The organism is Paenibacillus sp. P32E (genome assembly GCF_001909085.1).
In the GTDB taxonomy this organism is placed as follows: domain Bacteria; phylum Bacillota; class Bacilli; order Paenibacillales; family Paenibacillaceae; genus Paenibacillus_AQ; species Paenibacillus_AQ helianthi.
The window spans coordinates 221,507-241,528 of the sequence record NZ_LVYY01000077.1 but is presented as its reverse complement, the minus strand read 5'-3'; the positions used below and the strand labels follow the sequence as shown (position 1 = coordinate 241,528).

18 protein-coding genes and 1 pseudogene are annotated in these 20,022 nt (G+C 50.3%); 3 read left to right on the top strand and 16 right to left on the bottom strand.

Annotated elements, in window-relative coordinates:
* Nucleotides 1-222: 222 nt before the first annotated feature.
* The 8 genes and pseudogenes from A3848_RS31025 to A3848_RS30990 form a co-directional block, all read right to left on the bottom strand.
* Nucleotides 223-795 (bottom strand): annotated as a pseudogene (locus A3848_RS31025) (ABC transporter substrate-binding protein); the annotation flags it as partial.
* Nucleotides 796-910: 115 nt separating this feature from the next.
* The gene (locus A3848_RS31020) at nt 911-2,029 is read right to left on the bottom strand and encodes an alpha/beta hydrolase family protein (RefSeq protein WP_074088872.1); all 1,119 of its coding nucleotides are present in this window, start codon (nt 2,027-2,029) and stop codon (nt 911-913) included.
* 330 nt (nt 2,030-2,359) lie between these two features.
* Nucleotides 2,360-2,797 carry a MarR family winged helix-turn-helix transcriptional regulator gene (locus A3848_RS31015; protein ID WP_074088871.1) on the bottom strand — a complete coding sequence of 146 codons (438 nt, stop codon included), beginning with the start codon at nt 2,795-2,797 and terminating at the stop codon, nt 2,360-2,362.
* 85 nt (nt 2,798-2,882) lie between these two features.
* Nucleotides 2,883-4,247, bottom strand: a complete 1,365-nt coding sequence (locus A3848_RS31010; RefSeq protein ID WP_074088870.1) for an MATE family efflux transporter — start codon at nt 4,245-4,247, stop codon at nt 2,883-2,885.
* A gap of 73 nt (nt 4,248-4,320) precedes the next feature.
* Nucleotides 4,321-4,980: a dihydrofolate reductase family protein gene (locus A3848_RS31005; protein ID WP_074088869.1), complete on the bottom strand. Its 660-nt coding sequence runs from the start codon at nt 4,978-4,980 to the stop codon at nt 4,321-4,323.
* Between the two features lie 21 nt (nt 4,981-5,001).
* Nucleotides 5,002-6,138 (bottom strand): sugar ABC transporter substrate-binding protein, encoded by a 1,137-nt coding sequence (locus tag A3848_RS31000; RefSeq protein ID WP_074088868.1) that lies wholly within the window; start codon nt 6,136-6,138, stop codon nt 5,002-5,004.
* The gene (locus A3848_RS30995; protein ID WP_074088867.1) at nt 6,101-8,089 is read right to left on the bottom strand and encodes an alpha-amylase family protein; all 1,989 of its coding nucleotides are present in this window, start codon (nt 8,087-8,089) and stop codon (nt 6,101-6,103) included. Before A3848_RS30995 ends, A3848_RS31000 begins: the two co-directional genes overlap by 38 nt.
* Before the next feature lie 37 nt (nt 8,090-8,126).
* Nucleotides 8,127-9,167 carry a zinc-dependent alcohol dehydrogenase gene (locus A3848_RS30990; protein WP_074088866.1) on the bottom strand — a complete coding sequence of 347 codons (1,041 nt, stop codon included), beginning with the start codon at nt 9,165-9,167 and terminating at the stop codon, nt 8,127-8,129.
* Between the two features lie 263 nt (nt 9,168-9,430).
* Here A3848_RS30990 and A3848_RS32590 point away from each other — a divergent pair, with 263 nt between their 5' ends.
* A complete protein-coding gene (locus A3848_RS32590) occupies nt 9,431-9,601 on the top strand; it encodes a hypothetical protein (protein ID WP_178382119.1) in 171 nt (56 codons plus the stop codon).
* A 116-nt stretch (nt 9,602-9,717) separates the two neighbouring features.
* On the opposite strand, the gene A3848_RS30985 is transcribed toward A3848_RS32590, so the two are convergent.
* The 3 genes from A3848_RS30985 to A3848_RS30975 all read right to left on the bottom strand — a co-directional run bounded on the left by A3848_RS30985 (nt 9,718) and on the right by A3848_RS30975 (nt 13,093).
* A complete protein-coding gene (locus A3848_RS30985) occupies nt 9,718-10,839 on the bottom strand; it encodes a TolB family protein (RefSeq protein WP_074088865.1) in 1,122 nt (373 codons plus the stop codon).
* Nucleotides 10,840-10,934: 95 nt separating this feature from the next.
* Nucleotides 10,935-12,401 carry a sensor histidine kinase gene (locus A3848_RS30980; RefSeq protein WP_074088864.1) on the bottom strand — a complete coding sequence of 489 codons (1,467 nt, stop codon included), beginning with the start codon at nt 12,399-12,401 and terminating at the stop codon, nt 10,935-10,937.
* Nucleotides 12,398-13,093 carry a response regulator transcription factor gene (locus A3848_RS30975; protein ID WP_074088863.1) on the bottom strand — a complete coding sequence of 232 codons (696 nt, stop codon included), beginning with the start codon at nt 13,091-13,093 and terminating at the stop codon, nt 12,398-12,400. The genes A3848_RS30980 and A3848_RS30975 overlap by 4 nt, the downstream gene beginning before the upstream one ends.
* 313 nt (nt 13,094-13,406) lie before the next feature.
* Between A3848_RS30975 and A3848_RS30970 the strand changes: the two genes are divergently transcribed.
* Nucleotides 13,407-13,796 carry a hypothetical protein gene (locus A3848_RS30970; RefSeq protein ID WP_074088862.1) on the top strand — a complete coding sequence of 130 codons (390 nt, stop codon included), beginning with the start codon at nt 13,407-13,409 and terminating at the stop codon, nt 13,794-13,796.
* 617 nt (nt 13,797-14,413) lie between these two features.
* On the opposite strand, the gene A3848_RS30965 is transcribed toward A3848_RS30970, so the two are convergent.
* Nucleotides 14,414-15,442: an AI-2E family transporter gene (locus tag A3848_RS30965; RefSeq protein WP_074088861.1), complete on the bottom strand. Its 1,029-nt coding sequence runs from the start codon at nt 15,440-15,442 to the stop codon at nt 14,414-14,416.
* Nucleotides 15,443-15,757: 315 nt separating this feature from the next.
* Here A3848_RS30965 and A3848_RS30960 point away from each other — a divergent pair, with 315 nt between their 5' ends.
* Complete coding sequence (locus A3848_RS30960; protein WP_074088860.1) at nt 15,758-16,597, top strand: SDR family oxidoreductase; 840 nt, start codon at nt 15,758-15,760, stop codon at nt 16,595-16,597.
* A gap of 157 nt (nt 16,598-16,754) precedes the next feature.
* Here A3848_RS30960 and A3848_RS30955 read toward each other — a convergent pair whose 3' ends face one another.
* Genes A3848_RS30955 through A3848_RS30940 form a run of 4 tightly spaced genes read right to left on the bottom strand, consistent with a single transcriptional unit; the run spans nt 16,755 to nt 20,020 of the window.
* The gene (locus A3848_RS30955) at nt 16,755-17,201 is read right to left on the bottom strand and encodes a hypothetical protein (RefSeq protein ID WP_074088859.1); all 447 of its coding nucleotides are present in this window, start codon (nt 17,199-17,201) and stop codon (nt 16,755-16,757) included.
* Between the two features lie 39 nt (nt 17,202-17,240).
* Nucleotides 17,241-18,170: an ABC transporter ATP-binding protein gene (locus A3848_RS30950; protein ID WP_074088858.1), complete on the bottom strand. Its 930-nt coding sequence runs from the start codon at nt 18,168-18,170 to the stop codon at nt 17,241-17,243.
* Nucleotides 18,142-19,158: an ABC transporter ATP-binding protein gene (locus A3848_RS30945; RefSeq protein ID WP_074088893.1), complete on the bottom strand. Its 1,017-nt coding sequence runs from the start codon at nt 19,156-19,158 to the stop codon at nt 18,142-18,144. The genes A3848_RS30950 and A3848_RS30945 overlap by 29 nt, the downstream gene beginning before the upstream one ends.
* Before the next feature lie 16 nt (nt 19,159-19,174).
* Nucleotides 19,175-20,020: an ABC transporter permease gene (locus A3848_RS30940; RefSeq protein WP_074088857.1), complete on the bottom strand. Its 846-nt coding sequence runs from the start codon at nt 20,018-20,020 to the stop codon at nt 19,175-19,177.
* Nucleotides 20,021-20,022 lie beyond the last annotated feature (2 nt).

The window sequence follows — 20,022 nt, the reverse complement described above, 5'->3', positions numbered from 1 at the left end:
TTATTTTACCCATTATTTTCAACATTATTTAGGAAATTTATTAACTTAAAAAATAATTAATGACTGAAAGTGGCTCACCTCTACTTATGATACAGTTCTCCGCACTGTCTGTAACGGCAAGTTTAAAAGGCCTCCCATTGCAGGGATGCCCCTTTCTTTCTAAATAAGAATCTAACGTATCCGCTTACTTAACTCCAAACCATAATAAACGCCCAGTTTTTCTTTATAGTCACCAACCGGCCTCACATTGGCGTATTCCGCTTGAGGCAGCAGCTTCGCGGCAACATCCTCCGGCAGCTTCACACTGTCGCGGATCGGACGGGCATAGCCTTTCGCCAGATTGATCTGCCCTTCGTCGCTAAGAATATACTCGCGCGTCAGCTTGGCCGCATTGGGATGCGGGGCCCATTTGTTGATGACCGTCGCATAACCGCTTACCACACTGCCTTCCTTTGGGATCGCAACGTCAAAACCATTTTTGTCGATCTGGTCCTTATAGTTCAGCGCGTTGAAATCCCACAGCAGCGTCACTTCCACTTCACCCTTCTCGATGTTGGCAAGTGAAGCCTCAGCATTGGAGAGCCGGCCTTTTTTCGCCAGGTCTTCAAAGAAGGCAATCCCCGGTTCAATGTTCGACTCATCTCCGCCAAAAGCAATCGCTGCGGCGAGCACAGCCATTTGGGCCTGAGCCGCTTTGGTCACATCGCCCACGATGATTTTGTAATTGCCGTTCTTCAGGTCCTCCCAGCTCTTCGGCGGGTTGGCCACCAGCTTGGTATTGGTCAGAAAAGCAATATAGGGGGACACTATTCGCCAGACATTAAGAGTAATAGTAACATTTGTAAAAAAACAACTGCCTGGATTGCAGACAGTTGTTTTCTGTGATTATTTGTAAGCTACGCCGTACAAGTTACATACGCAGATGCTTTTTGAACCAATCCAAAATTTCCGGGAAGACTTCGTCCAGATAATTCATGGTGCAATGCTCCGCATCCTCCATATAATTCAGCGTCGTTTCCCCTTTGGCCCAGCCCACCATTTTGTCTGCATGCGTCTTGGGCAAAGGCATCACCTCATCACGGCCCGCATGGTAAAAGAGCAGCGGTGAGCGCAGGGCGGGAGCCTCTTCAATATCATAATTGAACTGCGGGAGCGCCGCTTCCAGTGTTTCGCAGCCCGTCATATAGGTAACCCCCCGCTGCCAGATCGGATTTAGCTGCTTCAACCCCCGCAACCCGCCGATATACACCAGACCGCTGTTACCGGCCGTACATTTCACTCTCGAATCGCGGGCTGCCGCCTCAGGCGCCAAATATCCCCCCAGACTGAAGCCGACAAGGCCGATCCTTGTGAGATCCATTCCGCTCGGCGGCTGCTGTTCAAACCAGTCGATTACCGCGGATACCGCAGAATGGTAATCCCGGGCATCAAATTTTAGCGAACGCCACATTTCCCCCTGTCCCGGTCCGTCGAATGTAAAAAAATTAAAGCCCTGCCCGCTAAACACCGAGCCGAAATGATGCCCTTCTGCCTCTTTAATGTTATCCATGCCATTCACAAAAATAACAAGGGGCCTGCCTTCCGTGTCTGCTTTCCGCAAATATCCGGGGATGGAAACTCCGCGATACGGGATATCCACCCGGACAGGCTTCTCCGTGTCGTTATACAAAGAGAGTGCCCGGACATAGCTTTTCCTTGCCTTTTCCTGTGTGGCTTCTTTCTGCACGCTGTCGATAAAAAAGATATGCTGACCCGCATGGTAGCAGGCCACCGCTTCATGGAACAAAGCCCTGGATTTGCCCAGATTGCCTTCTGCAAGTGCCTTTTCCGCAATGCGGTACACCTCATCTCCTTCTGCCGTCCAGATCTCACACCACTTGCGCCAATCGCCGATTCTCGCCACCACTCTTCGAAGTCTTCCATAATCCGTCCCGAACATTAGAAACCTGCCATACCAGTGCTGATACACTCTCTCTTCATTAAAAACAAACCGGAATGCGAATCTTTCCTTCATTGTGAGCTCTGTCATGATCACCCAATCCTTTCGTGGTTGAGATTTATATAAGTTAAACTTTAGATTTTCATAATGGGGTCTGGTTGTAACTGCGGGGAATGTTTGGACTTCCGGCCGCTGTTATGTTTGGATTTCCTGATTTTTTCCGCTGGGAGCGGTAGAAATCCAAACCTTGCCTATGCTTCCGATGCGAGCTTTCCTGCGGAAAGCTTTCAGGCGGACGCGTTCGCTCCTACAGTTCCAAACTTCCCCTCCGCACTTCTACCCATTTTATTGAATTTTCAAGTTTATCATATATAGTGGTTATATATATAATAGCTATAACAACCATTTGGACAAAAAAATTTATTGTGCATTCCGGCAAATTTTCTCCAAGGTGTGGATGAATTGCGCCAATTCCTCATCCGGGATCGCTTGCTTAAATTGTTCATTTAACTGGTTCACATGGGGAATAAGGTCGGCGAACATCTCTTTACCCGCTGCTGTCAGATAAATCTGATAGCTCCGGCGGTCTTTGCCATGCGCTTCACGGGCCACATACCCCTTCTTGGCAAGCACATCCAGAATACGCGTAACATTCGTCTTGTCCTTGAAGGTTCTGGCCGCAATCTCGCTCTGATTAATTCCAGGTCCCGCATACAGCACATTCAGCACTGTCCATTGCTCAAAGGTCAGGTCGTAGCCCTTCTCCATAAAAATGCCCAGCATCCTGCGCTTGATCAGCACCTCGCCCTTAATAATCTGGAATCCAATCAGCTCTGTATAATCAAATCCGTTAGGCATAACCCTCACCCATCCTCAACAAGTTGTCACAGCTATAGTAGCTGTAACAACATTTATTTGTCAAGGACCTTTATCTCGCAGAAAATCAGACTTCGAGTTTACTCAGATCGCTTACTAAATTTCGCATCCACTTGCGGGAGTAAATCCGGGCGTAGCCGAAGCCAAAGCGGACAACCTCCTCCAGAGAGATGACGAGATACACAAGGTAGACAGGCTGCTTCCAAATGTAAGACAGCAGCAGCCCGGATGGGACGCCTATAAGCCACGTTGCGGTCGATTCCATACCGAACACGAACTTGCTATCTCCCCCGCTATTCAGAATGCCGCCGGCGATAATCATATTGGATACTTTGACCCAAAGAAATCCGGCGAACACGATAACGATATAAATGCTCATTTGTTTGGCATCCTCGGAGATATTGAACGCAGAGACATACAGCTTCGAGCCTACCGCAATAATGGCCCCGACGATCAGAGAGATAATGATTCCAAGGCGAATGAACCGTTTGGCGTGATCGAGTGCGATATCGGTCTCGTTCGCACCTAAACGGTTACCAACCATTACCCCGGCTGCACTAGCCAGACCGGACAACAAACCGATGCAAAGCCCTTGCAGCGGGAATGTAATGGTCATCGCAGTCATCTCTGTCGTTCCCATGCGGCTGTAGATGATCGCATATGCCGTTTCGCCCAATACCCAGATCAATTCAGTCAACAGCAGCGGATAGGTCGTTCCAAAAAACTTGCGGATGAGCGGTTTAGGAATCATGAATAAGTTCTTTAATCCAACAGCTCCCGGCAAACGATACCGGTATACGGCACCAATGATTAACAAACATTCGAAAACCCTGGAAATAAGGGTAGCCATAGCCGAGCCCTTCAGACCAAACTCAGGAGAGCCGAAGTGACCGAAAATAAGCACGTAGTTCAGGATAATATTCAAACCAACTGTAATTAAGCTTACATACATTGGCCATTTGGCATGCCCGGTACTGCGCAAAATCGCGGAATACATCATCGTGAGCATGACGGGCACGAATCCAAGTGACATCACCCGCAAGAAAATGTACCCATCGTCTATTACATTCACGTCTGTGGTGAACATGCTCAGAAACAGCGGTGAATCGATGAAGACAGCCGCAGAGAACAGGAACGAGAACGCAAAGCCGACGATCAGCCCGAGACCGAGGACGTGGGATACACTTTTGGCATCTTTGTTCCCCCAAAACTGGGCGGCATAAATGGATACCCCCGTCGATAAACCGGCCAATACAACCGCTATGATCCCGTATATTTTTGTAGACATCCCGACCGAGGCGATTGCCACATCCCCCAGCTGCCCGACCATCATTTGATCCGTCAAATTGAGCAATGCCATCAGCAAGCTTTGAAGCGTAACGGGCACAGCGATTTTATATACACTTTTGTAGAAATTATCCTTGTCTGACATGGATTCTTCATAACCCCCATATTCTCGATTTACAGCTCCCCTAGCCATTCGAAGTCTATGACTTAGTGTGAGGTCACATCACTTTTTTGTAGCGCATGAGCGTGTAATTTTCTTTTGGCTGAACTTCTACAACCTTGAACTTTTTCGCAAAGCACAATTCCTGATACCCTTCTCCATCCACTAAAGTAATGTTCGTGGAGCCGCCTATGATGATCGGAAGCTGCATCAGAATAATCTCATCGACGATGTCCTGATTGAAAATATGCCAGTTCAGAAAGCCTCCTCCTTCTACCATCAGGTTGGTAATGCCGTAGTTCTCCTCCAGCTGACGCTCAAGCTCCACGAAATCGACTTTGTCCTCGCCGCAGACGAGGCATTCCTTCCCTTTTTCCCGGATCAGTCTCATTTTCTCCTCGTCCCGCCCTTTCTCGGTCGTGACGATAATCGTCTTCCCCTGATCGGAGAGCACATTGCTGTCCAGCGGAATGTCCAAAGTAGTCGTCGGAATGATGCGGATTGGATTTTTGTTGGCCTCATATCGATTCGTGAGAAATGGATTGTCCGTCAGAATTGTATTTTTACCGACCATAATCCCCTGTACATTGCCCCGGAATAGATGGATGAATTCGATATCTTGACTGGAAAACAACGAAAATAGCTCCTTACTCGAATTACCTGCCCCCATCGTTAGCTTTCCATCTATAGAAATTTGGCTGAATATAGTAGTTTTCATTTCGCTTCTCCCCATCTCTTATTAGCTTTGAAATGCGCTTAAAGATTTCTGGATCGTCAGATCCATTTTTTGGAGCGCCTGTTCCGGATTACTCTTAGGCAGTTCGTTCAGACCGGCACTGAGCGCCTCCCAGATATGGATCATGAATGAATCGATTGGCATCGGGCGCGCATGATTCAGAAGCGACAGAATCTCTTTTTTGTTAGGCGCAGCAGAAGCGGCCAGATGATTCTGCACCTCCTCATGAGCCGGAATCCGCTGTACCTGGAACGCCCACATCGACTGGCATTCTTCGCTTAGCATAAAACGCGTGAACGATAAGATATTCTCCCGTTCCTCCGACGCTAACGAATGATTAGGGTAAATCAGACCGATGGATGAAGACATGGACAATGATTGCCGGCCTGCAATGACTGGAAGCTGACAAACCCCAAGCTTATGTTTCATATGCTTGTCCAGATGGTTATAAATCCACTCGCCGCAAATAATCGCGCCGATTTTACCGTCAATGAACTGCTCAAGCAGTCCGTGTGAGCCGTCGAGACTGGTGAGTACACCTTGGTCCATCTTGTTGCGGATGAAATGAAGCGCCTGCTTCATTTCAGAGGTGGCAAGATTCGGCTTGCCTGCCTCTACAGGCCAACCGCCAAATGCCGAGAGGAACGGAATAAACCAATAGCCTTGCTGTAGATCTGCCCCGATTGGCACGATGCCCTGAGCCGACAGCCGCTCCGCGGCCTCTTCGAATATGTCCCATGTCGTCGGCGCACTGGCATAAATCTCTTTATTGTAATAGACAACCAGATGGTTGCCCCGTAATACCGGTACACCATACTGAACACCATTTACCTGCATTGTTGAAAGAGCACCTTCCGTGAGCACATCGGCAAACAGCCCGCCCGGCACTTCGGAGTACAGCCCGTTCTCGACATAGGAGGACATGTCCGCAGGAACCATTGCCAGCTGCGGACCCTGACAGGTGTCCTTGACTCCGTTCAGACCCGTAATGAGCTCCGTAATGTTCATCACTTGTGGGGTCACCTGTATACCAAAGCGCTCCGTGTACAGCTTGCAGATTCCCTCCAGCACTTCAATCGAGGTATCCCCCGGACCATCAAATTCATGCCATAAGACGAGTTCTTTGTTGTTCTTCTGCATAGCAGCCTCTCTCCTTTAATTGACTATTGTTGCTGACAAGCACCACAGCCTGATTGGGTGCAAGCAGTAAGTTGTCTAGCGACTGACCTATGCTACCGGTAGTTAAGGAGCTATCCAGTGCCACAGTCATTGGACCGCGGCCAGGGACGGCAGCCATTAAATCGATTTCAGAGCTAGCATCAGCATTCAAATTAAAGCAGCACAGCATCGTTAGATCGCCACGCATGTATCCGTAGAGCACAGTACCGTCCGGTGATTCAGCCACAAAGAAATTGTCCGGCTTGACCAGCTCGAGCCAGTCTTTTTTGAAGTCACTTAGCTCAGCCAGCAGTGGCAGAAGCGGTGCAGGATTCGTCCAATTAATCTTCAGGACATTAAAAAATGCGCGCGGGATGTCGCTTCCGTTCGTATTGTCTCCAAGACCGCAGTTCAATGGCTGCTCTTCGTTCATTTCATAACCGGTTGTCACGTATGGAATTGCGTTCGGAAGAAACTGATTAAATACCGCGGTCATACGGGCAACCTCTACGCCGCCCCGGCTCGTGATCCGGGGTGTATCTGCCGTTTCTGCACAGGCAAACACATGGATATTTAACTCAGGCAGTTCCTCCAGGTAGGCAACCAGATTGTCCTTCGTCATTTGCGTCATGACATTCCATCCGCTGCCAAGCATAATATTGTAGCCGGTGCTGGCCGCTTTCTTGTGATTGCGGTTAAACAAGTCTTCGCTGATCAATATGGCATTCGGATTTATCTCTTTAATCGTGTCAAAAATACGGGTAAGCAGCGGAGTCGGAAGCACATGTCCGATGTCAATCCGGAAGCCGTCAATCCCATACGTTTCGAGATTAAACCGTACTGCCTGCTCCAGAACATCCCACAGCTCAAGATTGGGTTCTTCTCCAGGGTAGTCATTGCATTTAATGGTATCGAACAGTACAAATGGCGCTTGATCCGGACTTATAAGATGTCTCACTTGCGGAGAGAAATCCTTATAGAGGCGCAAGAACGTAATGTCTGTCCAAATCGGTTGCACATCATTAATCCAGTCAGAATGCGCCGGAGAAGTCGTTATCCCCAGTTCCTGCTCCACCAAAGTCAGTATTTCTTCTCCGGTTCTGGCAACCCTTTCTCTTAATTGCTGCCAAATGACTGGATTCAGTTCGTTTGGCGGCTGTGAAAACTTCTGAAGAAACGCTTCAGTCTCTTGGCTTCGATAGACCAGCTCCAGCTTGTCAGGCGTACATTCCTCAAAAAAACCAAGCTCTGGAATCGAAGGCGGCGCAAAACCCTCAAGAGCATCAGTCTTGATCCAATACACCCAATCAGGATGCTCGGCTATGAACTCACTGTTTTTCGCTGTTACGCGCGGAATAAAATCGACAACAGTCTTAATATCAAGCAAATGGCAGGCTTCTACCAGAGCGCCAAGCTCATCGTGAATGGTGAAGTTGTCCATGCCGTCGAGCAGGCTGTCATGCAGGTTCTGATCCAGACGGAATAACGATTGCACAGCGTAAGGTGATCCGATGTCTCCCTTCAGGTTCAACGTGCTATACTGGTTGACCGGAAGCATATATAAAATATTGATACCCATCCTTTTCAGCAGCGGCAGAAGAATACAGAACCGCAAAAAAGTACCGGACTCTGTTGTTCCATCATGATTGTAATCCCAAGCTGTTGAGTAACGGACAAGCGCGGAATAGATAGCACTGTCATCCAGATTCGTGCGCTCCTTGAGCAAATACCTCCACGAAAGCTTGTCCAAATACTTGAAGTGCTCCGTCATAAAATCATACGGGTGTACACAAATTTCACCCTCTTTGGCGAAGAGAACACGTTCATATTGGCACTCGTTCCACACCGCAGGTATCCAAATCGGCTCAACGTCTTTATCCTTGTGAGAAGACAAGTAATCCTGAACAAGTCTTAATTTGCTGTCATTGCTCATTAGCAGGTGCCACCTCTCGTTGATCGTAGTTCTATGTTTACGGAACAAAAACCGTCTTTAACGTTTCACTCTCAACCGGTTTCGAAGTGTCCAATTCATAGCCGATAAGCTCGTTTATCGCTGCTTCGTGCTGATTCAACTTCACTTTTCTAGTCACTAGTTTCTTCAATTCCGGTGTCTCGGCAGCAAATCGTAAAGCCTCCTCGAACATGTTGCGGTACTCCCCTGCTGCGATAATTTTGATCGCCTGCTGTGCAAATTTGGTAGGGGAAAAGGTATACCGGTATTTCGCATTAATCCCAAAAGGAACAATACGGCCTCCACGCTCAATCCATTTCTCTGCGAATTCGAGCTGGGTGCCCACCGTATCGATAATCAGGTCAAATTTGTGGCCCGAGCAGATCTCGTTTACGGTGGCTTCATTGAGTTGGGATGGTGTCATAGCGAAATCTGAAATTTCTCTTGCAAAGGCGAGCCGGTAGGGGTTAATTTCTGTCGCAACAGTGAGTGCTGCTATCGATTTGCTGACCATTTGGCATAAAATACCCATTGGGCCCGACCCGAGAACAAGGACCTTATCATCTGCTGAAACGCCAGCCTCCTTGAAATTGTGCAGCACACATGCAAGCGGCTCAATCAAAACCCCCGTCTCCCAGCTCATATGGTCCGGAATTCTATGCGCAAACGTTTGTGCAGTTGAGAAAAAAAAAGTGAATGTCCCATTTCGATTCAAGCCTGCAATGGGCATTCCCTTTCCGTCTATGCCCGTACACAGGTTAGGCTGGTTCTTCCGGCAAAAGTAACATTCACCGCAACTTTGATTCGGATCAATCACTACTCGGTCTCCCACCTTCACGCGGTCGACGCTGCTGCCGATTTCTACGACGGTTCCCACAGCCTCATGACCGCGAATAATATCTGGAACCCCCTCCTCTTTACCGGTTATGACCGCTAGATCCGTTCCGCACACACCTGTCATCTCAATCCGGATTTTGACTTCATCCGCCGCTGCAATCTGCGGCTCCTCACATTCGCAGAGTTCCAGCTTGTGGTTGGATGACCATACCAGAGCTTCCATCTACTCGCCTCCATTTTCATCGTCTTTCAGAAAAAATTGGTTATTTTTCAATTTCGTTCAAAATATATCACATTGCCTTTGTCGAAGTAAGGGGAATTTTGTAATTAAATGTTATATATAAACATTTTTACACAAACATCACACTCACAGGCTCTAATCACTCAACTTTCGGAGCCTGAAATCGGCAGATATGCCTTGATCTATCTGCATCAGCGCAAGAAGTCTCTGCGGGTACGGAGCAAATCACAGCGACGGTTACAAAAATGGTCGACATTTCAAAAAATGCCGCCGACGAAACAAGAAATATGGCGGCGGCGGCTGAAGAACAATTATCGTCCATGGAAGAAGTAAAAGCCTCCTCCAGTCTGCTAAGCGCTAGTGCGCAACAGCTTCAGGATGAGCTTGGAAAATTTACTCTCGCAAAAAGTAGCTGAGCTAAAGATTAAACGCCAGCCCCAACAGAGCATAGGCCGCTATCCTGAACAGGGGGCGGCCTATGCTCTGTTGGGTATTCTATAGGGTAATTCAAAATAAGCCAAACAAAGGCCGGTTAAGACAGTTTTACAACATACGTAATGAACTGATATGCATTATCCTTCAGGACCGAAACGGATGCCAGCAGTTTTTTGCCCGAGGGACTCCAGCGCAGCTGGTCCGCCACCTCAATGTCATTCAGCACAGGCGTCTGCTCCCCCGTCTCCACCTCGGTGATGAACAGGCCATCCTGGTCCTCGGCAGCGTTAGCGGATGTGGTTACATAGGCCAGCTTGCTGCCGTCCGGTGACCAGCTGGTCCCGAAGATCTGCTGGCCTGCCGCCAGCCGGGACTGTTCGCTGCCTTCACTATCGCAGATCAGCAGCACCATCTCTCCAGGCTTCGTCCGCTCTACAATCGCCAGTCTGCTCCCGTCCGGTGACGGGATCGCCCACATCACATTCTTTTTCAGCACCTTGGTCTGCTTCGTTTCGGTATCATAGGCGCTGAGCTGGCTGTCTTCCCCCGTAATATAAAGAATCCGGCTGCCGGACTGGACAACCTCATGAACGTAAGGAATGCCAGTCTTCAGCACCGTTTCCTGCTTGCCGTTCACGTCTGCTTTTACAATATTTCCTTCCATATCCGGGAAAAGCACATGTTCATTGTCGGCCCATGACCCTTCCTCACTTCGGAACTCTGCAGCACTCGCCTTCACAGATACACCCGTGGCCAGATTCATAATGAAACCAAGTCCGGTAGCCTCATAGAGTTCTTTGTAAAAAACCCGGCTTTTGTCCGGGGACAGCTGCGCCGCACCATAATTCTTCTCCCCCTCCTGCAGAGGCGTGTCCACACCCGAAGAGAGCGTGCGGAGATAGAGATTATGCGGATACCGTTCCTGGCCTTCCACCGTCTGCGGAGGGAGATTACGGTTCTCTTTATCGAGTACTATGACCTCCTCACTGACAAAATCCAACCCCCGTATGCCCTCCGTTTTTTCGATACCCGCAAGCTTTAGCTTCGTATAGACGGATTCACTGGTATTATCCATGACCGTGATTTTTTTGCCGGATTTCTCGACAGTCTGACGTGAATCCGTATTCTCTGTACTGCAGGCAGCTATGGACAGAAGAACAGCACTGCACAGCAGCATCTGCACCATTTTGCCTGGCCTGAAATTTTGGTCAGGATTCATAGTATGGTTCCCCCCTGATTGAGTTGCTCCCAGCATAACGGATACTTATTTCTAAATAACCCGCCGGATGTTTCCAAGTTGTAAACTTAAGCCCTTCAGGTCATGACGGGAAAAGACAGCTGAAACGCCGCACCTTCACCGTCCGGCTCCAGCAGGGTAATGGTTCCGTTCTGCTTCTCCACCAGATTACGGACCAGAGACAAACCTAATCCTGTCCCTCCAGACTGTCGGGAGCGGTCACGGTTTACGGTGTAGAAGGGCTCAAAAATCTTCTCTCTGAATTCTGCCGGAATGCCAATGCCGGAATCCCTGACCATGATCCAGACCCGGTGATCCCGGACCACGCTGTGAAGATGAACCGTCCCTTGCGGGACATTATATTTGATCGCATTATCCAGCAGATTGATGAAGATATGCATGAAGCTTTCCTTATCGATCCAGATCTGCGCCGGCTGTACGTCCAGCGTGATGGTGAGCCCGTACCGTTCTGCCTTGCCCTTCATGCGGCCGCAGATATCCTGCAATACGCCCGCTACCTCCAGCAGCTCCGCCTGGGATTCAAAATCATATTTCTCCAGCGCCGTCAGCTGCAGCACCTTCTCCACCATTTCATAGAGCCGCTGCGTCTCCTTCGCAATACTGAGCTTGGCATCCGACAATAGCTCGGGATCATCATCGTACATGTTCAAGAGATCGACATAGGCCTTGATTGAAGTCAGCGGCGTCTTGAATTCGTGGCTGATATTGCCAATGTATTGCTTCTGCTGCTGCTCCAGTGCCTGAAGCTTCTGCACGGCGAGCTGCAGCTTGCGCTGCTCTTCATCCTTCGCGGCAATGCTGCTGTCGATCTCCCGGCTCATGAAGTAAATGCCTTCAGCCAGCTCCCCCAGCTCATCTTTGCGCTTGACCGGGGGAGCGGAGATGTACTCGGCGCGGCGGATCGATTCCGCCGCCCTCTTCAGCCGCCCGATGGCTGCGGCGGCCTTGTTGAAATACAGGTAGCCGCCAATGAAGCTCAAGACCAAAACTGCGGCGCCCGTGGTCAGGAAGAGATTCAACAGCGTCCGCTGGAAGCTCTGGGCATCCTGCAGCGGATACTCCAGCTGGATCACCCCCATCTGTTGATCAGGCCCCTGCAGCGGCGCCAGATAGAGCATGGTATCGCCGGCGCTCTGGTAGGCGATTTTGTTCTGCAGCGCATAGGCTAGCGCTTCGGCGGGTTTCTGCTCCGCCGCTAGGTCCCCCCCCTGCCGGGATGTCCCCGCCTGCTGCCCGTCTGCATCGTACAGCGTCACCTGCAGCCCGGTGAACCCGGCCAGCTCTACAGCCAGCGCTTTCCCCCGCTGCTGCATGAATGCCTGCGGCTCAAGCCGTGTGCCGGTATAATAGGTCTGTTTGACGCGCAGATTTACTGTTTTGACATGCTGGGCGAGTGCACTCTCGATCTGTGCCTGCTGGTTACGCTCTACTCCTTGCAGTACGAAATAGCTCAGGATGCTAATCGATAGAATCAAGAGCACCGCCAGAAACAGGCTGAATTTCAGCTTGATGCTAATCCTCATGCGAAGCTACCCGCCGGAACCGCCTTGTAGCCCACCCCATAGACGGTTTGCAGAATATTCTGGTAGGGCTCGCCCAGTTTTTTACGCAGCCGCTGGATGTGAATGTCTACTGTGCGCGTACCGCCGGCATAGTCCATTTCCCAGACCTGCTCCAGGAGTTCTTCGCGCATATAGACCCGCTGCGGATGGGAGAGCAGCAGGTGCAGGAGATCGAACTCCTTCGGTGTCAGCTCCAGAAGTTCCTCTCCAAGCTGGACAGATCTCCGGTCCTGGTGAACCCGAAGCGCACCATATTCGATTAGCTCGCTTTTGGCCTCGGCCGTATTCTTCTCCAGCCTGCGCAGCAGCGCCTTTACCCGGGCCAGCAGCTCGCGGATCTCAAACGGCTTGGTCATATAATCGTCCGCTCCCAGCTCCAGGCCGACGATTTTATCGACAATGTCATTTTTGACGGTGAGCAATATAATCCCGATGTCATCACGGTCCTCCAGCTTGCGGCATACATCATACCCGTTCAGCTTCGGCATCATCACATCCAGCACCATCACATTGGGATGAAAAATTTGCGCTTTGGCAAGCGCCTCTTCGCCGTCTCCGGCGGTATCCACCTCATAACCTTCACGCCTCAGCGCGTAGGCAATCGCATTTACAATACCAGGCTCGTCATCGACTACCAGCACTTTTTTGGTCATTTGAGGTTCACCTCCTTCACTTGCGGTTATTTATTTCATGCCCGGCCTGTTCAGCCTTAATCTTGCCCCTAATTCCACATATACTTCCAGACGGACACCATGCGGAAATGTTCCCGTTGCCTGAAAATAGTTGAGACCCCGTATGATGTAAAACGTAGTATCCGGCAGAGGCCTATTCTTTAGGTTATCTTAAAGAAGAGTTAAGCTTAACCTCAGCTTTGCCGGTTACAATGAATTTAAGCATAAGTATCCTAACCCATGAAACTAATAACCCTGTGCCGATATAATATAACTTGAAAAGAGGATGAATGGTATGAATATTAAACGAGTGATGATTGTCGGGAGCATGATTGTAGCGATCTCCTTCGGTGGAACTACCTGGGGCAAACCCATCGCAAATGCGAGTCCAGTCGCCAAATGGTCTGCCACCAATGTAGCCGAGAAAGATGATTTGCTGGAAGCGTTGAATCAATCCTCCGATCAAGAGCTGTATGACGCGCTGTACGATGGCAAGTCGCTGAAGGATATCGCTGTAGAGAACGGTGGAAATATTGAAAACATCATTAATTTGCAGGTGAACCAGCTTACACAGCAGCTTAATCAACGCCTCGCCAGCGGCAACATCACCCGGCAGCAATATGCCGCACAAAAAGCCGAATTACAAGAGATCGTGACCCAAAGTGTAATGACTTCATTCGGCTGACAGAGGGTACATACACTCTATATAGTCTGGAAAAACAGGCTGTCTCCTCCGCAGAAATGAACTGCTTAGGAGACAGCCTGTTTTAGTTGGGCAACGGCGTCGTTGATGCGCCACCTGCAGCCTGCTGCGCGCCAGTAACGGCATTTATGCCGTTGTTTCAAGCCCGGTGGCCTCATCGGCTAGAATTAACAATGAGAGTATAGCAATCACTTGTGTCGATCTGTTTGAACAATATCGGATACAAACTTCTGATCAGAGAGGTGCGAATTCAAATACTAAGAACATCCATCAAGCTTCTAGTATTATGTAGTTTAGTCGTAGTTGAATCTCTTTTTCACCCAAAGTGCGCTGCCTAACCAATCGACGTTCTCGATTAATTTCGGGAGCGTTTTTATTTGCTTTCATTCTATGAGCAGGCCCATTTGTCCTTCGGACAATTCAAAAAAAGCGACATTCACACTACGGTCAGCAGGAATGTCACTTTGGTTTGGTAAAAATATAAGGATTTATAGGTTTCACGCTATAAATCATCCTTCTATTTCTCGCTGAAACGGATTCCGTCCGTATAAGGACGGCGAAGCCGTTTCCACTTGCTATTGAACTTCGGCAGGCAAGGCTTACACCTTAGGTTTATCCCGGGTAACCTCCAGAATATCGAGGAAAAAGACGAAAATAGGAATCCCAAGGATCAGACCCCATACGCCGATATAATGCTCGGAGAACAACAGCACAATGAAGGTGTAGAACATGGGCAGATTCATTTTGGAGGACATCAGCTTCGGATTCAGGAAGTAGCCTTCCATGAAATGCAGCACAGCAATCAGTCCCAGCACGTACAGCGTCATTACGAGACCACCGATATTGTAGCCGATGATACACAACGGAATGAGTGAAATCAAAAACCCAACCACCGGAATCAAGCTAAGCAGGAAGATCATGATCGCCAGCGCGAAAAGGTACGGGAACGGCTCAAAAAAGAAGCCCATGATCCATAAGCCCACCACAGTGAACAGGGTATTGAAAAGAGCAATGAGAATTTGTGCTTCAATAACCTTGCCGAAAGAAGAGATGAATTTCTTGCCAAAGTACTCCAGTTCCACATAGAACCAGGCAATCTTGCTGTCTCTCAGACGGGAAGTAAAGTTAACAATGCGGGTTTTCTCAAGGATGAAGACAAAGCTTAGAATAGTTGCTAATACGAAGGTGGTCCCCCAGTTACTAATTTTGAGCACATATCCAATGCCGTGGGTCATATAGGATTCATAATTCAAATCCTTCAACTGATTGAACAGGTACTGTGTAATTTCGTTCTGCGGGAGATCTTCAGAGGTTAGAGTGGTTAGAAAATCGGTCAACTGCTTAATCTGCGTATACACTTTGGGCAGATATTTGACGAGCGCCAGCACAATCATCGTGATTAGGGCGAGGTACAAGACGACAATAATAACCTTGCTGTTCACCTTGACGAATTTGCCGATCTGCTTGGACAGCAGCACCTGAAAGCTATTCATTACATAAGCAATCAAAAACGTCAGCAGCACCAGGTTGAGCATATCCCGGATACTGTACAGCAACAGTGCGATCAGCGCCAAAATCAAAAAGCGCCGAACTGTTAAATTCGCGTAATAACGCTTAAATACATCCATTGTTCCTCTGTTCCTCTCCATTCGCTTGCAATTAAGACTTTATCATATAGTCTACATTACCCAAATCACTTATAGCAACTGCAAGCCTCTTCAAATCTGCGAAAACACTAACTTTATGTCGGATTTCGGGAGCTGGACTGTTATATGTTATAATATGCCAGTGGAAACGGCTTCGCTTCTTGTAAAAGCTTATGCTCCTGAAGCAGCGATACTACGTATCGCTTTCAGAAATCCGTTTCAGCGGGAAATAGAAGTATGATTTATAGCGCGAAACCTATACATCCTTATATTTTAAGAACTGGAGGCTTAACCTTTATGGGGAAAATTATCTGCATCACCGGCGCATCATCCGGAATCGGGCTATCTTCGGCTCTAAAATTCGCTAAGGAAGGCTGGACTGTCTATGCGGGAACCCGCAACCTGGAACGGGATCAGGAGCGTTACAGCGAAGTGCCTCATCTGAAATTCGTAGAACTGGAAGTCACAGAACCTGACAGCATTCAGCGGGTAATCGATCAGATTGAGCAGGAGCAAGGCCGCCTGGATGTATTGTTCTGCAACGCTGGCTTCGGCTACCTCAGGGCGCTTGGACAAGCACCGATTGAAGATATCCACCGCGTATTTGACACCAATGTCTATGGGGTGATGCATACGATCCGTGCGGCGCTTCCTCTGCTTCGGAAGACCGGATATGGACATATTGTGGCGACCTCCAGCGTGGGCGGACTAGTGGGCCAGCCTATGAACGAGATCTACTGTGCCAGCAAGTTCGCTCTGGAAGGCCTGCTGGAAAGTATGGCTACCTATTACAAACCACAGTTCAACATTGATATCTCTTTGCTTGAGCCCGGGGCAATTGCCACGGAGTTCAACAACACCGTGCTTGGTCATGTAGCCAATACCGGTGGCATTCTGGAAGACGAATATAAGCCGATTCTGGATGCCTACAGAGCCACGTTCCTTGAGCGTAATACGGAGCCTCAGACCGCTGACTCCGTCGCCGAAGTGATGTGGGACCTGGTGCAAATGGAGACCAAGCCGCTCCGTATCCGCACTTCAGAGCAGGCTGAGAAATTCGTCTCCCGCAAAGTAAGCACAGACCCTACCGGCCTGGAAGGTGTGCTCAGCACCCGTAAGATCCAGTTGAATATGTAGGTCACGCTTACCCTTATTGCTGAAAAAGCACAAATAGATGAAAAAAATAACCGGACTGGGGCAGCTCTTGCCCGGTCCGGTTTTCAGTTTTACCTGCGTTTGGAACAGCCATAGGCGAATAACTGTCTATTGCCTGTCCTCACGTTTCACATCACACTTATCTCTGGATCGGCTCAATCCGGTATACTCCGGTTCCGCCAGTACCTGATGGCCCGCCTGTAATCTGCCAGCCGAAGGAGAGCACAGAAGCCAGTCTGTCTTTCTCGGCTTCGGTCAAAGCCACTTCAGCCGCTTCCTTACCTTCCTCCAGCTCCAGCTCGGCCTGCTTGCCAAGAGCAACAGAAATCCAGCTGCGAATGCCGCGAATGGTATTGTATTTGATCTGGTAGCCTTGCGTTACCGCCTGGCGGAATGTTTCCGGCTGCTCACCCGCCAGAACGGCCAGCTGGGCATAATCAAATTCATATTCACTTTCATCCACCGGCAGTTCGCCTGCCTCTACTCTGCGCAGCAGTTCGTCATCGGACCAGCCGAGGGACCGCAGAGATTCTACCAGCAGGGCATCCCATTGCGACAATTTTACTTTTTGTACGGTCTCTGTCATCTCATTACCTCCCATTATCATTGTAAATTGGTGCTGTATTCAGTCAAGAGCCACATAGTGGCCCGGGCTTACTTCACGCAGCATTGCCTGTGCAGCTGCTTCCCGTTCACCAGAATAGCCCTCCAGCCTGATTCTCTGGCTGCCCTTACGCGGGTCCGTCTCCAGAATGGAGGATAGCAGTGCCTTAGTATAGGGATGGAGCGGGTTGTCATACAATTCGTCGCTGTCCGCTACCTCAACCAGCCGTCCGCCATACATGACACCGATGCGGTCCGATATATGCCGGACCATCGACAGGTCATGGGCAATGAACAGATAGGTGAGACCGAACTCGGACTGCAGGTCCTCCAGCATATTGACGACCTGGGCCTGAACCGAAACGTCCAGCGCCGAAATGGGCTCGTCACAGACGACAAATTCTGGCCGGACCGACAATGCCCGTGCAATGGAGATGCGCTGCCGCTGCCCGCCGCTGAACTCATGGGGAAAACGGTACAGATGCTCCCGCTTAAGCCCTACCCGTTCCAGCAGTGCGGCGACCGCCTCCTTGCGTTCTTTGCCCTTATAGATGCCATGGATCTTCATCGGTTCACTGATCAGTTCAAGCACATTCAAGCTCGGATTCAGGGAAGAGTACGGGTCCTGAAAGATCGATTGAATGCGGCGGCGGAAAGGCTTGAGTCCCTTCTCCCCAAGCTTGCCAAGCGGCTGGCCATCAAAGAAAACCTCACCGCCGGTATAATCATACAACCGGAGCAGGCAGCGCCCCACTGTGGACTTGCCGCTGCCCGATTCGCCCACCAGCCCGAAGGTTTCTCCCTGGCGGATCTGAAAGCTTACGCCATCGACAGCCTTCAGCACAGCTGTATCGCGTCCGCGCATATCCTTGCCTTTAGAGAAGTGCTTTTGAAGATTATTCACATCCACCAATACTTTGCTCTCACTCACCGGAATTCCTCCCCTCAGCATGAACTGCAGTCTGATCCTGCGTACTCTCCGCCAGCCAGCACATAGAGCGGTGGCCCGGAGTGAGTTCTACTACAGGCGGGCGTTCGCTGCAGCGGGCAAAAGCATGGGGGCAGCGCTCCATGAACGGGCATCCCGGCGGCGGGTCGAGCAGATCCGGCGGTGTGCCTTCAATGGGAATCAGCCGCTCACGTGAACCACCGCCGCGCTTCGGAATCGAGCGCAGCAAGCCCTCCGTGTACGGATGCCGGGGACGGTAAAAGATATCCTCCACCGTCCCTTCCTCCATAATCAGCCCCCCGTACATCACAATCACGCGGGTGCAGACCTGGGCGACCACACCCAGATCATGGGTAATCAATGCGATGGCCGTATCAGAATTCTCTTTGAGTTCCTTGAACAGGTCCAGGATCTGCGCCTGTATCGTCGCATCCAGCGCTGTTGTCGGCTCGTCAGCGATCAGCAGCTCCGGCTGGCAGGACAATGCCATGGCGATCATTACGCGCTGACGCATTCCGCCGCTGAATTCATGCGGATACTGCTTCAGACGCTGCTCCGGATTCTGGATACCTACCTGGAGCAGCATCCTGGCTGCTTCGGCAACCGCCGCTTCTTTATTCAATCCACGGTGCCTGCGGATGACCTCCGTCAGTTGCTGGCCGATTTTTTTCACCGGATTCAGGGAGGTCATCGGGTCTTGAAAGACCATCGCGATCCGGTTGCCCCGCAGACTCCGCCACTCCTTCTCTGAAAGTCCGGTCAGACGCTCGCCCCGAAACTCGATATTCCCGGCTGTTATGCGTCCCGGAGGCGTAATCAACGACATGATCGCTTTGGCCGTGACACTTTTGCCGCTACCGGATTCCCCGACAATCCCCACCGTTTCACCAGCATCGATATGAAAGCTGACCCCCCGGACGGCCTGGTTCTCCCCATCCCGGGTAGCGAACGAAACCTGTAAATCCTCAACAGACAGCAGCCGCTTTGTCATGATGTCTTCACTCTCCCTATCTCCGCATCAGCTTCGGTTCAAAGCCGACACGTAAAATATCACCCAGCACATTAAAGCTCAGTACAGTCAGCAGGATCAAAAGACCCGGGAACAGCGCGAGATAAGGCGCCTGGGCAATATAGCCCTGCGCGCTGTTCAGCATGCTGCCCCACGTCGCATTCGGCGGCTGCACGCCAAACCCGAGAAAGCTCAGCGAGGATTCCATCATAATCGCTGAAGCGATATTGTTCGTCGCACCTACGATAATGACCGGGACCAGGCCGGGAAGAATATGCCGCCAAATGATGCCGGAGGCGCTTTGTCCTGAAGCTTTGGCATAGAGCACATATTCACGTTCCTTGATCGTCATCGTCTCCGCCCGGACGACCCGGGCCACGTTCATCCACATCAAGAGGGCAATAATAATGATAAGGTTACCGACGCTTGGCTTCAAATACACGCTGAGCAGCAGCAGAATGAGAAAGGACGGGATCGACATGATTACATCCAGCATCCGCATCAGCAGATTATCCAGCCAGCCGCCAAAGTAACCGCTGATTACACCTATGGTAGCCCCGATGCCTGTTGCCACAATCATCGAAGCGAAGCCGACCAGGAGAGAGATGCGCCCGCCGTATAGCGCTCTCGCCACATAATCGCGGCCATAATCGTCCGTACCGAACCAGTGGCCGGCACCCGGCGGCTTGAGCCGGGCCATGGCCTCCATGGCATTGGGATCATAGCCGGACAGAAAGGCAAACACTGCCCCAAGCGTGAACACGATCAGAGTCAGCAAGGCGGCGACACCCAGACCGTTCGCAAACAGCTCGTCTTTTACATTTTTCCATTTACTGCGGTTCATGA